At 67.2% G+C, this 12,340-nt stretch carries 16 protein-coding genes; 8 read left to right on the top strand and 8 right to left on the bottom strand.

Features of this window, described 5'->3' with window-relative positions:
* The first annotated feature begins 302 nt into the window (after positions 1-302).
* On the top strand, positions 303-683 hold the full coding sequence (locus ACQPYK_RS29360; protein WP_433237669.1) for a GNAT family N-acetyltransferase: 381 nt from the start codon (positions 303-305) through the stop codon (positions 681-683).
* 237 nt (positions 684-920) lie between these two features.
* On the opposite strand, the gene ACQPYK_RS29355 is transcribed toward ACQPYK_RS29360, so the two are convergent.
* From ACQPYK_RS29355 to ACQPYK_RS29340, 4 genes are all read right to left on the bottom strand, one after another.
* Positions 921-1,271 (bottom strand): pyrophosphatase, encoded by a 351-nt coding sequence (locus tag ACQPYK_RS29355; protein ID WP_433237666.1) that lies wholly within the window; start codon positions 1,269-1,271, stop codon positions 921-923.
* Positions 1,272-1,683: 412 nt separating this feature from the next.
* Complete coding sequence (locus ACQPYK_RS29350) at positions 1,684-1,866, bottom strand: hypothetical protein (protein ID WP_433237663.1); 183 nt, start codon at positions 1,864-1,866, stop codon at positions 1,684-1,686.
* Between the two features lie 363 nt (positions 1,867-2,229).
* On the bottom strand, positions 2,230-2,505 hold the full coding sequence (locus ACQPYK_RS29345) for a hypothetical protein (RefSeq protein WP_433237660.1): 276 nt from the start codon (positions 2,503-2,505) through the stop codon (positions 2,230-2,232).
* Between the two features lie 120 nt (positions 2,506-2,625).
* Complete coding sequence (locus ACQPYK_RS29340) at positions 2,626-2,907, bottom strand: hypothetical protein (RefSeq protein ID WP_433237657.1); 282 nt, start codon at positions 2,905-2,907, stop codon at positions 2,626-2,628.
* Between the two features lie 375 nt (positions 2,908-3,282).
* On the opposite strand from ACQPYK_RS29340, the gene ACQPYK_RS29335 reads away from it, so the two are divergent.
* Both ACQPYK_RS29335 and ACQPYK_RS29330 read left to right on the top strand, forming a co-directional pair.
* Positions 3,283-3,444: a hypothetical protein gene (locus ACQPYK_RS29335; RefSeq protein ID WP_433237654.1), complete on the top strand. Its 162-nt coding sequence runs from the start codon at positions 3,283-3,285 to the stop codon at positions 3,442-3,444.
* Between the two features lie 133 nt (positions 3,445-3,577).
* On the top strand, positions 3,578-5,116 hold the full coding sequence (locus ACQPYK_RS29330) for a hypothetical protein (protein ID WP_433237652.1): 1,539 nt from the start codon (positions 3,578-3,580) through the stop codon (positions 5,114-5,116).
* Positions 5,117-5,430: 314 nt separating this feature from the next.
* Here ACQPYK_RS29330 and ACQPYK_RS29325 read toward each other — a convergent pair whose 3' ends face one another.
* Together ACQPYK_RS29325 and ACQPYK_RS29320 are read right to left on the bottom strand one after the other, a co-directional pair.
* Positions 5,431-6,153 carry a DUF4328 domain-containing protein gene (locus ACQPYK_RS29325; RefSeq protein ID WP_433237648.1) on the bottom strand — a complete coding sequence of 241 codons (723 nt, stop codon included), beginning with the start codon at positions 6,151-6,153 and terminating at the stop codon, positions 5,431-5,433.
* A gap of 262 nt (positions 6,154-6,415) precedes the next feature.
* Positions 6,416-6,988 (bottom strand): NUDIX domain-containing protein, encoded by a 573-nt coding sequence (locus ACQPYK_RS29320; RefSeq protein WP_433237645.1) that lies wholly within the window; start codon positions 6,986-6,988, stop codon positions 6,416-6,418.
* A 162-nt stretch (positions 6,989-7,150) separates the two neighbouring features.
* Here ACQPYK_RS29320 and ACQPYK_RS29315 point away from each other — a divergent pair, with 162 nt between their 5' ends.
* Together ACQPYK_RS29315 and ACQPYK_RS29310 are read left to right on the top strand one after the other, a co-directional pair.
* On the top strand, positions 7,151-7,552 hold the full coding sequence (locus ACQPYK_RS29315) for a hypothetical protein (protein WP_433237643.1): 402 nt from the start codon (positions 7,151-7,153) through the stop codon (positions 7,550-7,552).
* Positions 7,522-7,929, top strand: coding sequence for a hypothetical protein (locus ACQPYK_RS29310; RefSeq protein WP_433237640.1), 408 nt, complete (start codon positions 7,522-7,524; stop codon positions 7,927-7,929). Before ACQPYK_RS29315 ends, ACQPYK_RS29310 begins: the two co-directional genes overlap by 31 nt.
* A gap of 372 nt (positions 7,930-8,301) precedes the next feature.
* Here ACQPYK_RS29310 and ACQPYK_RS29305 read toward each other — a convergent pair whose 3' ends face one another.
* Positions 8,302-9,255 carry an AraC family transcriptional regulator gene (locus ACQPYK_RS29305; protein WP_433237637.1) on the bottom strand — a complete coding sequence of 318 codons (954 nt, stop codon included), beginning with the start codon at positions 9,253-9,255 and terminating at the stop codon, positions 8,302-8,304.
* Positions 9,256-9,326: 71 nt separating this feature from the next.
* Here ACQPYK_RS29305 and ACQPYK_RS29300 point away from each other — a divergent pair, with 71 nt between their 5' ends.
* Together ACQPYK_RS29300 and ACQPYK_RS29295 are read left to right on the top strand one after the other, a co-directional pair.
* The gene (locus ACQPYK_RS29300; protein ID WP_433237634.1) at positions 9,327-10,172 is read left to right on the top strand and encodes an SDR family oxidoreductase; all 846 of its coding nucleotides are present in this window, start codon (positions 9,327-9,329) and stop codon (positions 10,170-10,172) included.
* On the top strand, positions 10,169-10,525 hold the full coding sequence (locus ACQPYK_RS29295) for a DUF4440 domain-containing protein (protein ID WP_433237631.1): 357 nt from the start codon (positions 10,169-10,171) through the stop codon (positions 10,523-10,525). The genes ACQPYK_RS29300 and ACQPYK_RS29295 overlap by 4 nt, the downstream gene beginning before the upstream one ends.
* Positions 10,526-11,221: 696 nt before the next feature.
* Here ACQPYK_RS29295 and ACQPYK_RS29290 read toward each other — a convergent pair.
* On the bottom strand, positions 11,222-11,635 hold the full coding sequence (locus ACQPYK_RS29290; RefSeq protein ID WP_433237628.1) for an STAS domain-containing protein: 414 nt from the start codon (positions 11,633-11,635) through the stop codon (positions 11,222-11,224).
* A gap of 249 nt (positions 11,636-11,884) precedes the next feature.
* On the opposite strand from ACQPYK_RS29290, the gene ACQPYK_RS29285 reads away from it, so the two are divergent.
* Positions 11,885-12,286 (top strand): helix-turn-helix transcriptional regulator, encoded by a 402-nt coding sequence (locus ACQPYK_RS29285; RefSeq protein ID WP_433237625.1) that lies wholly within the window; start codon positions 11,885-11,887, stop codon positions 12,284-12,286.
* The last annotated feature ends 54 nt before the right edge of the window (positions 12,287-12,340 follow it).

Genomic DNA, 12,340 nt, shown 5'->3' with positions numbered 1-12,340 from the left:
AGCGGCGGCTACGCTCCGGCCCACCGGGGACGCGGCCAGGCCGGGGCAGGCGGCCAGAGTGGGTACCTGTACCCCATGGCGATCGTGTGGGCGGAGGTGGTCGAGCGGGCCCGGCACATCGCCGCGGAGTACGAGACCGTCGTCACCCTCCGCCAGCTTCATTACCGCGTTTGCTCGGAAGGGCTGATCCCGAACAAGCCGTGGGCGTATCGGAAGCTGTCGTCGCACCTGGCGGCTTCTCGCCGGGTGGGGCGCGGGCCTGACCTGGTGGATCCCACACGGGAAATCCACGTCCCGCCGGCGTGGAGCAGAGCACCGGCAAGATCGTCGGCAGCATCGGGTTGCGGGACACCGACTGGGAGGCTGGTCGCACCGAGATCGGTTACGGAATGCACACCGGTCAACGAGGTCGAGGCTATGCGACCGAGGCGGCGCGCGCGGTTGGACGGTGGGCGCTTACCGACGGCGGGATGCGGCGGGTTCAGCTGCACTCCCGCGTCGACAACGTCGCTTCCCTGCGGGTGGCCGAAAAGGCCGGATACCAGCGGGAGGGCACACTGCGGATGGCCGAGCAGGACGGGTGCGAGGCTCATGACCTGGCCGTCTTCTCGATGATCGCCACGGGGGCAACCGCCGACAACCACCCCAAGGCTGAACAAGCCGACAGAAGGTCATCACTGTAGCGATCATGTGATGGATGCGGCGGGACAACCACCGCATCCATCAGGTACCTGGGACTGCGTCAGGCATGACGGGACGCAAGACCTGGCTCTCGGCTGGTTACAAGCGGAATTTCTGGAATGCCGCTTAGCAGCCACTCGCGGGGGCGTGATCAGCGCTTTCGCAAACAGACCAGAGAAGCTCAGCAGCTCTCACACCCGGGATGCTCCTCCTCTACAGGGGCGGCGCCGCGCTCGCACTCAGGTACGGCCGTCGGCTCGGCTCCCGCCCTGTGCGGAAAGCCGGTCAGGATGCCACGGCATCCATTTTCGCTCGACCTCCGCCTCCAGATCGACTCCGTGATGCCGTGCCATGAGCAGGATCTGAGACAAGACATCGGCGAGTTCGGATCGAAAGCCCAGCTCCAGCTCATCGGCAGAGTGCCCCTTATCTCTGGCCTGCCCGGAGCGCATGAGGAACATCTGGGTCAGCTCACCGACTTCCTCCTGAAGCTTCAGCAGGAACCACGCATCATCGCGGATGATCCCATGCTTGCGGGCATAGGTGCTCGACACCGCTTCGACCGCTTCGGTGAGTTGCCTCAGATCCATGCCGGGAGTGTAGAAGGCAGCTCTGACATACGCCGGGGCGATCTCATCTCCGCGTTGACGGCGGCAGGCGCGGCTCCGGGGCCGCGCCTTGCGGGCAGCCCAGGCACGGGTTCGGGGACGGCGGCGCGGAGGCGGGGCAGCACGCGCAGGCACGGCGGTCCTGGCGGTCGCGTTGTAGCGGCCCCAGCCCCTGTCGCGCCGGGCAGCGCGGAGCAGGTTACGGCGCATGCTGCGTTTCATCGCAGGTTCCTTTCTCTCGAGGATTCGGCGCTCGACGACGCCGGATGACTGGGCGGGCCGTATACGGGGGGTGTGCGGCCCGCCGAGGAGGTTTGCGGGGGAGGGGCGCACCTGGAGCCGAACGGGCGGCTATCGGTCATATCCCGTCCCCCCGCGCAAGATCAGGGGCGGCTCAGGTGTTGTCGGAGGTGAGCCGGTCGAGGGCCTCACGGGCGGCCTTACCGGCGGGCCGCGACTCCTTGTCCACGCGGTCACGAGCCGTGGTCAGGGCGCGGTTCAGGACGGCGGCGTAGCCGTCTTCGATCTTCTGAAGGACGGTGGCGGGGTCGTGCTCGTCGGTGGGCTTCTTCGGCATCAAGGGGCCTTTCGAGGGAGAAGCGCAGGAAGGCCCGAGACCGCGCGGTGGCGCGGCCCGGGATTATGCAATGCGTGGGAGATAGCGGCTCATCACTACGTCGCTGCAGCGTCGGCGAGCAGACCGCGCAGCGGCCGGACTACCTGGTCGACGACTCGGGCCACGTGCAGCGCGACCCCGCCCCGTCGGGGAGACATTGAACAGAGCGTGTTCGAGAGGGAAAGCGAGGAAAGGGGTCTGCGCAGGCGGGCGAGATCGCCATGATCAGCAGATCTTCACCCTTGCCTTGCTAGGTGAGGTCCAGACCGGCCTCCGCCAACGCGCCGAGGATCTCAGCGATCCGTTCAGCGTTCGTTGGCGTGGTCATCCTTTCCATTCGGGTCGCTCGTTGATGCGGTCGTCTTCGATGTAGAACCAGCGGTCGCCGTCCGAGTAGAGCGCGACCTCGGTCATCGAGCAGCCGGTCAGGGGGGAATCCGGGCTGTGCTTGCGGTGGGTCGTCGGGTAGAGCCGGCCGTCGTTGTAGGCGCGGACCTCAACAACGAGGTGGCGCCCGGCGAAGCCGATGCTCAGCCCTGCCTCCGTCGATTGGCCGAGTACGTCGACCACATCCCCGGCCTGCACATAGTGCTGCGTCATCAGTGACTCACCTTCACGGCAATGAGCATGGTTTGCGCGTCGGGTCGGCCTGGGGAAATCACCTCAACAACCGGCGCGATCACGAGGAGGAGCGGCCCTGACTCATTCCAGAGGGCTTGATCACTTTTGTCCTGCCTGGCGGGCGGCGTATGTGGCGGCGACGCTGTTTCGGGCCCAGCCGTAGTGCTCGACGAAACCCGTTGGCTCATGCTCGTCGGCTTGGCATAGGTACCAGCAAGTTCCGAGGGAGCGAGGGGTGAGGGGCTCCAGACGAATGTGCTGTCTGGTTTCAGGTTTGGTGATCGCAGCGCGGGCTGCAGCCTGATCAGCAGCGGTGAAGGCGTGTCGGGCGTTGTCCTTGAGAGAGCGGATGAAGACCCGAATGAACAGCCCGACGGTCATCGCGACCAGGATTAGCAGGAGAACTCCGGAAGACATCGGCAACCTCGCAGGGTGGAGGAGGGCTCGTCGGAGATGACGAGACCAGGCGCGCGGTTGGAGAGGACGTTCCGTCCCGGCGCCTGGGTCGTCTTGATCGCGGGTTTCCGGAGTGCAGGGGTTTCGCGATAGACCGAGAAAAGGCGCCGGGACGGAACGCCACGAGCGCACTGCTCCTCTGCAGCGACATCATCTACGCCACCGCCAGGCGGCTGTGCTGCCTGAAGAAGGCGACCGCCCTTTGGTGACACTTCGAGGTGAAGCTGTTTTCAGACTCCGCTCTCACGCCAGTGGCCGGCCTTCAGCTCATGGCCGCGCTCCGGGAGTCCCGGTCACTCAATGGTGCGGATCATTCAGGGGCAGGCGGGTGAGAAGGGCCGCCGCCTGCTGCGGGTGCCCACCTTCGTCAAGCACCCTCGGGCGGGGGCCCACGGCGATCGCGGTCTGGGTCGGCGAGCCTCCAGCGACGCTCCGCCCGCAGGCATGATCGCGGTGAAATAGGCGGCGAGTAGTCGGGATGTGAATGCCTCGAAACGAATCCGGCCGTTGAGGGGTTCGCTCGGCGGGACTTCGCCGCATTCGCGAGCCGACGGCCACCTTTGTTCTCTTCGTTTCCGCCGATGTTTTCCCGCACATGATCTTCTTTGTTGGTTATCCCGATATGGTGCCTCTCGTTGCTTTTCGGGTGAATATGCAGGAGCTGATCACGGTGTGGTGGACGCGTCGATTCTGGTTATGGGTGGTCGCGACCGTTTTGTCGCTTCTGCCGCTGACGATGGCTTGGTGGTTGCCCGGCGAGGTGATGTCGATTGAGCTGAGCTTTGTCGGCGGACTCGCGCGGTGTCCGGCGTTCGATGCGCAAGGCGATATCTGGTTCAACCCGATCGCCTCCTCCGTTCTGGGGTGGAACGGCGTCGTGGTGCCTGCCGCGTTCGTGGTGTGGCTGCTGGTGCGGGGAGGGCGCGTCGGCCGGGTGGCGGGCTGGTTCGCCGTTGGCTATGTCGTCTTTCAGGTGCTGATGGAGCCGGCGTTCGTCGCCTTCGACGTGGTCGTCGGAGGTGCGGGCTGCTGGCAGATGTGGGGGCCTGTGCTGTCGGGCAATGCCGTCTTCAGTCTCTATCAGCTGGGCGTGGCGCTGCTGATCGTGCTCGCGGTCCGGTCTGGCCGGCGGCGCTCGCGGCGCGCCCGCACGGTGCGCCGGATGATGGTGGCCGCCGTGGCGATCGTGGTGGTGCTCGGCTCGGCCGGTGCCGATCAGGGACGGGACGTTCGGTTCACCGGGGGTGGGGACGTCGGCGATGACGCCTGTAGCGGCTGGACGATCATCCATCGGTCCTATGGCGACACCCCGCCGCGGGATCGTCGGCGCGCTTTCTTGTGCCTGGCCCGTGATGCCGATGGGTATGCCGCGCATTTGACGCAGCTGCCCGACCGTCAGCTTCTGGCCTACGGCAAGGCGTTGTGCGGCGTCGCTCACCTGCCTGCGGATGATCCTGCGGCCAGGAAGCTGCTGGATCGGGCGGGCGCCGATTACGGCTGGAGTTATGCGCTGATGCGGGCCCTGGTCTTCCTGTGTCCCGATGCCGTCGGCCGTTCCTGGCCGGAGCTGGTGTGGTCGGACGCCGAGGGCCGGCAGCGGGAAAAGGACTACCAGGTCAAGCAGACCTCCTACTGCCGCGACCCGCTGGTGCGGCTGCGCGCCCGCCGGCAGGCCACCACCGCCCTGTTCGTCGGAGAGGGCGGCGGCTACTTCATCTACGACAGCCTCCACCAGGGCGGGGAGGAGGCGATGGATGCGTTGGATGCCGCCTTCGCCAACGGTGTCGTCGGCGTCGTCGGCAACAGTGCGACCGTCATCACCCGGGTGGAGAACACCTTCGTCTGCCTGACCGTCAAAGCGCTGGCCGCGGCGCCGCCGATCATGGCTAAAGGGTGGGAGCGGGTCGTGGAGGCCGGCGTGGGCAGTCCGAGTGGCGAACTCGCCCTGGCGTCGTGGGAGCCGGGTGATCAGCTGCCGAACCTGGCCGTCGCCGGCCCGGGCCGCTACCGGATTCGTATCTACGTCCGCAATCAGGACAAGGCCGCGGCGGACGTCTCGGAGCGCCCGGTGGAAGAGCATCTGGTGGTCGTGTTCCCGGGCCGATCCAGAAAGACGATCATTCGTCGCCGCTGAGGCGTCTGCGGCGGCCGGCTCGATGGTCGATCATCTGGATGTTCATGGTGGCGTTCTTGGCCGGGTGGGCGGCAGGCCGTTGCCCGCGCCCGAGGCGTCGGTCACCGGGCGGGCCCTGATCGGCAGGAGAGCCGTCGGTGAGGCAGTGTCCGAAGCGCGGGGGAGAGGCCTGGTGGTGCGCCGGTGTGGATCGCCGCCGGGGCGGGGCAGGGCCGCGGCTGCCTGCCCCTTCTCGGCGCACCGCGGTCCGAACTTCGCGGTGCGTCACCGATTCCGCGGTGCTTCCTCTCTGGTGCTGTAGCGGCACGGCGGTGTTACGGGCCGCTCACGGGCTCGGGCGCGGCGGGAAGGCGCCGCAGCTCCTGGAATTCGGTGATCTTCACAACCACTGCGGCGGCCAGGACGGCGCAGATCAGGGTGGGGACGGCGAAATAGATCTCGGCGTTGGCCGCCCGCAGGTAGGACTCCAGGTCGTCGCCCCGCGCCGTAACCCGGTAAAAGAGGCGCGAGGCCCACATGGCGATCAGCCATGACAGCCACCACGCCCACACCAGCCCCGAGCGGCGGGCACTCTGCAACGCGGTGGGATGCAGCAGGTCCAGGGAAGGATCGGCGGGTTTCGAGGTCACCCAGATATCGTCGATGATCTGTTTGGGAAACCACAGGTTCACGATCGGGACGATCCAGCCGAAGACAACCCAATTGGCGTCCCTGCGGTGCGGGATCGGGGCGATGGCCTCGGCGTTGGAGCGGGCCCGACGCAGCCAGGTCACGAACACGATGCCGGTCAGGACGTAACAGCAGCTCTGCGCTATCCCGGACAGTGCGTACCAGGAGTCGTTGGTCTCCACCGCTCCCAGATCGACCGAGTCCGGCAGGTCGATGAGGGCGGAGATCAGCGCGACGCGTTCAAAGGTGATCACGAGGGCGGCCAGGTCGATCAGCATGCCGATGCCCAGCATGACCACGACCGCGATCGCCAGCGGGCGAATGGACCGGACCGGCCTCGCCAGGGGAAGGGTGGGGGGATACATCATCGTCCTTTATAGGATCACGCCAATGGGTGGACAGTATTTCGACATTTCACCGAAAATGCCAAGGGGATATCGCCGTCCACGTGCCAGCCGAGTTCATCTGCGAATGAACGTCTACCGGCTGACTGGTCCTGTCATGCCGGAGCGGATCACGTCTCATTAACGCCCGGAGACAAAAACGGATGCGACAGCCTTGTTCTACCGAAGAACGGCGCAGCCGCCTGGCTCACCGCGCGAGTCACCCAAGAGGCGCGCGACGGCCCCGTCATCCGCCGGTGAACCTGCCGGAGCCGAGACGGGCCCTGACCTTGCTCAGGAAGCGTTCGAGGCCCAGGTCGAAGGCGCCGCCCGGCCAGCAGGTGCGATCGTCGAGCGGTACCCACCGCACTTCGCCGAACTCGCGAAGGTCGGGGATGACGGGCTCATCCCGGTCAGCTTGAAAAGCAAACCACAGGGTGACGTCGGTGTGGCTGTTGTGACCGCGGGTCTGGGTGACGGTGAGAAAGAACGGCGTGTCACCGAATTCCGGATGGAACGCAGGCGTGATCTGCAGCTCTTCCGCCAATTCACGGACTACCGTCTGCCGTGGATCCTCAAGAACGTCTACATGCCCGCCTGGGAATAACCAAGCCTGCGCGAGCAGATGAGAAACGATCAGGATCGAGTGGGTGGAGTCATCGATCAGGATGGCATACACCGCCAGGTGTTGCGGCGGAGTTGCGGGCTTCTGCAGGCGCCACAGCGGTGCCCCTGAGTTGATCCAGTCGAGCATCCACCGCTGGTCGGCCGCCTCCTTCGGGTCGTTCGGCTTGACTGCCGCGACCAGATCGCGAACCACAGAGCGGGCTGTGCTGTCTACCGGCAACCTCGAAGCCTTCCTTCTCGATTACGGGAACGCCAACCACAGCAGCCGAAGGGCACCGGTTGCATCCGCGCTCAGTCTTCCACGACACCGCCTGCGTGAGGCGGACGCCGCGACCCTGCTCACTGTCACCGGACCATGGGTCGCCCCCCGCGCCCGTGGGGCGCGGCCGGTGGCCTCGTCGGACGCGGGATTTACGAGTTCTCCGCCGCTGGCGCCTACTCGGCCCTATGGGGTTCGGTGTGGAGTGAGGACGGCACCCAGACCGAGTGCACATCCTGCTACGAGGGCGACCGGGACGACTGCCGCGTTTGTGACGGCACCGGCTGGCAGGACGCCCTGGAGGGCTACTCCTGCTGCGATTCCGCCGAAGAGCTCATCGCATACATGACCGAGCACGGCATCCCCGGAGATGACGACAAAGTCGTCATCTTCGAGGGAACCCGAGTCGGCGAGGGCTTCGACGGTGAATCCCTCGCCGTCCCGACCCGCATCATCGAGGAGACCACATGGGCCGAGTTCCAGACCCGGGCGAACTGAGCCGGGAAGAGATCGAAACGGAGCTGGCCGCGATCAAGCACTACGCCGACAGCCGAGACGGGATCGTCCGCGCCGCCCACGCTGCCGGGATGAATCCGCATCAGATCCACAAGCGGTCGGGGATCGGCCGCACCACGGTCTATCGGATCTCGAAGTCCATCGCGCACCCCTTGAACTGGGGTGTTGCAACGACCGCTAGAAGGAGGGCTGAGACGACAGGGGCTCTCTACGTCTCAGCAACGCTAGGCACTCTAAGTTTCGAATGGCCTGCGACGTCTCACAGCAGGCCGGGCAAGCACACCGCAGGCTGGATCGTTCTCGCCTTCGAGCACGTTGATACCCCGCGTCCGGTTAGACCGAGAGTTCACAAATTCTGAAGGTGTGGGGCGAGGAACCGGAGGGTCTTGGCGGCTTCTGAACAGGGGGCAGGCGTGAGTTCACTCCACCTCTTCCCAACATCTCGGCCGTACCCGTCGATCGGGTCATGGACGTTCATCCGATGGGAAGGACGCAACCGACCGGAGTCCCTCATCACCCTGAAGGGTTCGCAACATGCCGCACGGACGCGCGGTCCGGAGCCTTGGCCAGGGGGTTTCTCATCACCCTGAAGGGGCCGAAGCCATCCCCAAGGTCACGAGGTTCCAACGCCGCGTCGCCGTACCCCCTGACGGCCGAGTGGCGGCCGGGGCCGTGGGAGTTCCGGGCCGTTGTGGATCGCTGGCAGGGGAAGAAGCCGCTGATTTCCGTACTCAGTCTTCTTGAAGGGCGGGTGCGGTGTTCTGGGTCCAGCGGCGGCGGTAGTCGCCGGGGGTGGTCCCGTACCACTGGCGAAAGGCCAGGTGGAAGCCGACCGTCGAGTGGTAGCCAACGCGCTCGCTGATCCGGCTCTGGGCAAGCGTGGTCTCGCTCAGCAGGCGGGCGGCCTCCTGCATGCGGCGGGCGGTCAGGTGCCGGATCGGCGCCTCGCCGACCAGCTCGCGGAAGGTCGCCGCGAACGCCGAGCGCGACATCCCGGCCTGGGCCGCCAGTGACTCCACCGTCCAGGGTTCGGCGAACCTCGTCTGTACGGCGTGCAGCGCCGTCCCGATCGCCGGGTGACGCAACGCCCGCAGGACCGGCGAGCCCTCGGCCAGCTCACCCACCGCGGCCCGCAGCGCCAGCACGAAGACCAGCTCGAAGGCGCGCAGGGCGACCAGCGTCGCGCCGGGTTCAGCCAGGTCCCATTCGCCCGCCAACCGCCCGAGGGTGCCGCCGAGCAGCCCGTGGCCTTCCAACGTGGCCTGGTCGAGCACCAGGACAGGCGGCAACGCCCGGTAGATCGGCGAGATGGCGGCCCGGTCGTAGTGGAGCCCGCCGCAGAGTAGGACGGTCCGCTCGCCGGCCCCGCCGAGCTCGACGGTGTTCACGCCGCCCGGCGGCCGTTCAGGGAGCAGCGTGGAGAGCGGTACGGCGGGGCGCCCCGGCCGGTCGCCCAGCCGGTGGGCACTGCCGTGCGGGAGGACGGCCAGGTCCCCGGCGCGCAGCAGGACAGGCTCGGCACCGGGCAGTTCGACGGCACAGGTGCCCTCGTGCACATAGTGCAGCAGCGCGCAGTCCTCGCTCTCGCCCGCGATGCCCCAGGGCGACCCGGCCTGCCAGCGGCTGTGGAAAACTCCCTCCAGCCGCAGCGGGGCCAGCAGAGAGCTCAGCAGGTCACCATCCACCGGACGATCCTTAAATAACCCGATATTTCGCTTAATCGAGCGTATCGCGGATTCGGTCGAGACTTTCCGGCATGACCTTTCTTGTGATCGGCGCAGCAGGCGCCCAGGGTGGCGCGGTCGCGCGGCGGCTCGTCGCCGAGGGGCACACGGTGCGCGGCCTGACCAGGAGCGGCCGCGTGCCGCACGGAGTGGAGCCGGTCGTCGGCGACCTCGGCGACGCCGAGGCGGTGAAGGCGGCCTTCGTCGGGGTGACGCATGCCTCGGTGACGCTGCCCATGGTCTACGAGCCGGACACAGTCGCCACTTATGTCCACCATGTGCGCGATGCCGCGCTGGCGGCCGGGGTGCGGCGGCTGGTGTTCAACACCGCCAACCGGCTACCCGAGGCCACCACGCAGGTGGCGGCTTTCGAGACGCGGCGGTGGGCGGTGCGGACGTTGCAGTCGGCCGGTCTGCCGGTCGTGGTGCTGTGCCCGCCGCTCTACCTTGACAACCTGGCCGCGCCGTGGGTGACAGGTCCGCTAGCGGCCGAGGGCGTGCTGCGCTACCCGCTGCCCGCCGACCTGCCGGTGCCCTGGCTTTCGCACGACGACCTGGGCGCCGCCACGCATGCCGTACTCGTCCGTGATGATCTGGAGGGCGCCGTGCTGAAGCTCGGTGGGCCCGACGTGGTGACCGGCGACGAACTGGCGGCCGCCTTCGGAGCCCGATACGCCGCGCAGGATCCGGCCGAATTCGAGTCGGGCCTGGCGATGGTACTGGGCGCGCCGACGGCCGCCGTGGTGGCGGCCACCTACCGCTATGTCGCCACCGACCATGACCTGTTCGCGGCCGACCCCGCGGTGGCCGACCTGCTGGGCCTACGGCTGACGCCGCTACGCACCTGGATCGCCGCCCAGCCCAAGGCGACCCGGTGAACGGCGTCGAGGCGGAGATCGTCCGCCACCACGAGGTCATCGAACGCTGGCTGACCGGCGCCATCGCGCGGGAGGAGTTCGCCACCTTCGCCGACGCCCACGGCCCCGGCTTCACGCTCAGCACCCCCGACGGCCCGACGCTCTCCCGCGACCAGGTCCTCGCCGAGGTCGAAGCGCTCTATGGCAGCGTGCCGGGAGTGACCATCGAGATCCGCCACGTACGGATCGTCGCCTCCAACGGCTCCCTCGTCGTGGCCACCTACCAGGAGGTCCAGCCGGATCGGACCCGGCAGTCCACGGTGGTCTTCCAGGACACCACCTGGTTGCACCTACACGAGACCTGGCTACCGTAACGGCGACCCGGTCCGGCTCGGGTGGTGGTCATTACCGCGTCGTCGGACCGGACCGGGTGCCGTGCTGGCGTAGTCCGGGACGCGATGTCCTGCCCGGACGTGCGGGCCGTGGCCAGGCGGTACTGAACGTTGGTGGGAGCTCGATTCGGTCGGCGAGGCGAGGGTCGGAACACTCGACGCCCAACCGACAAGCCCGTCATCATGGATGAAGCTTCATGCCCGAGGCCGTACCAAAGACGATCAACGCCCTGACCTGCACCTCTGCACCACCGCCGGACCGCTGCAGAAACAGCTCACCCTGTCTCTGTACGGCCCCGCCTGACCTGGGACTTTACCCTCGGGGTTCCTCATCACCCTGAAGGGTTCGCAACGCCCTGCGCTCACCCACCCCGGCGGCCTGGACCTCGGGCGTATCGCAGGCCGGTCTCTGCGCTCAGGTTGAACATGAGAGCGATGCGGAGGGGATCCGGTCCGGCCTCCGCTTCCTCAAGAAGTCGATCTTGGCGGAGTTCGATGTGTGGTGATCGATCCGGCAAACGGGAGAAGACGCAGTTCGCAGGCAGGGAGCGTGCAGGGTGAGGAGGATTCAGCACCCTCAACTCAAGAACTGTTGCCTACCCTTCAAACGCAGCTGAGCTGCGCGCCGCTGTCCTCGCCGCGGGCAGGGGCAACCGAGTGTGCGGTTTCCCGCACGCGCTACCGCCACTGATCGTTGCATTGGTGCTCGTCGTGCTCTACGACGCTGTCCAGGGCATCGACGCCCAGCGGCAGTCCCAGCAGATTCGCCAGACGACGCACGGACGGCGGCACGTTGACCATACGGGCCGCGCCCGTGTCACACAGCTTCGCGAGCAGGAACATCCCGCCGATGTCGATGAACCGCAGGTGCCCGGCATCGATCAGGAGACGATCGCCGCCGTGCCCGGCGCGGGTCAGCGTTTCCTCCAGCGCGGTGCGGTTGGTGGCGTCGATCTCGCCGATCAGCCGGACGAAGGTCGCGCCAGGCATGGGGTGACAGGTCAGGCGCAGTTGGCGATCGACATAGATGAGCGCGTCGATGGTCTCGTGGGGCACGGTGTCGTCGGATTCGGGGACGCCGGGGATGGTCATGGCGCTGCGGGCAGGAGCGGGACGTGGCCGGCGGGGCTCCGGAAGGGCAGGCAGATGCAGCTGCACCGGGGCTGGAGAGCAGGCACGTGGGCCTCCACTGTGGGAGGGAGAGCGGTTGATTGGAATCATCTCACCCGCAGCCTTTTTCGAGAAGACAGTTACCGGAAAGGAGCTTCCGGTAAAATTGTATGGTAGACACGTTTCGCCTTCGTTACCACCCCGCTGAACCGCCGGCCCGAAAGATGCGACATGGCCCTGAGCAGCTCTGACGAGCCCGCCTCCACCTGGACGTTCCTGACCCACCACGCCCGGGTGCTGTTGGAGGTCGCCCGCGATCCGCACGCCCGCCTGCGTGACATCGCCACCCGCATCGGCATCACCGAACGCGCCGTGCAGGGCATCGTGTCCGATCTGCACCAGGAGGGCTACCTGACCCGCGGCAAAGTCGGCCGCCGCAACCACTACACCCTCAACCTCGAGCGCAGCTTCCGCTATCCGACCGAGGCCAACCTGCCCGTTCGGTTGCTCATCGACATCTTCGCCCAGCACGACCTGCCCGGCGGCGGTGCACCCGCCGCCCGCCACACCGACCTCTCAACGGCCCCGATCGACTCCCCCGAGCATCGACCAGGCGCTGCCGCTTCTGGCTGACTTTCCCGCTGCCGGCCTGCGCCCGGCGTGGGGCGTCCCTGGCCACACCCGTCA

Origin of the sequence: Streptosporangium sp. CA-135522 (assembly GCF_050949235.1) — a bacterium.
In the GTDB taxonomy this organism is placed as follows: Bacteria; Actinomycetota; Actinomycetes; order Streptosporangiales; family Streptosporangiaceae; genus Streptosporangium.
Note: the sequence above shows the minus strand (reverse complement) of the source record. Positions and strands in the feature narration are given on the sequence as shown.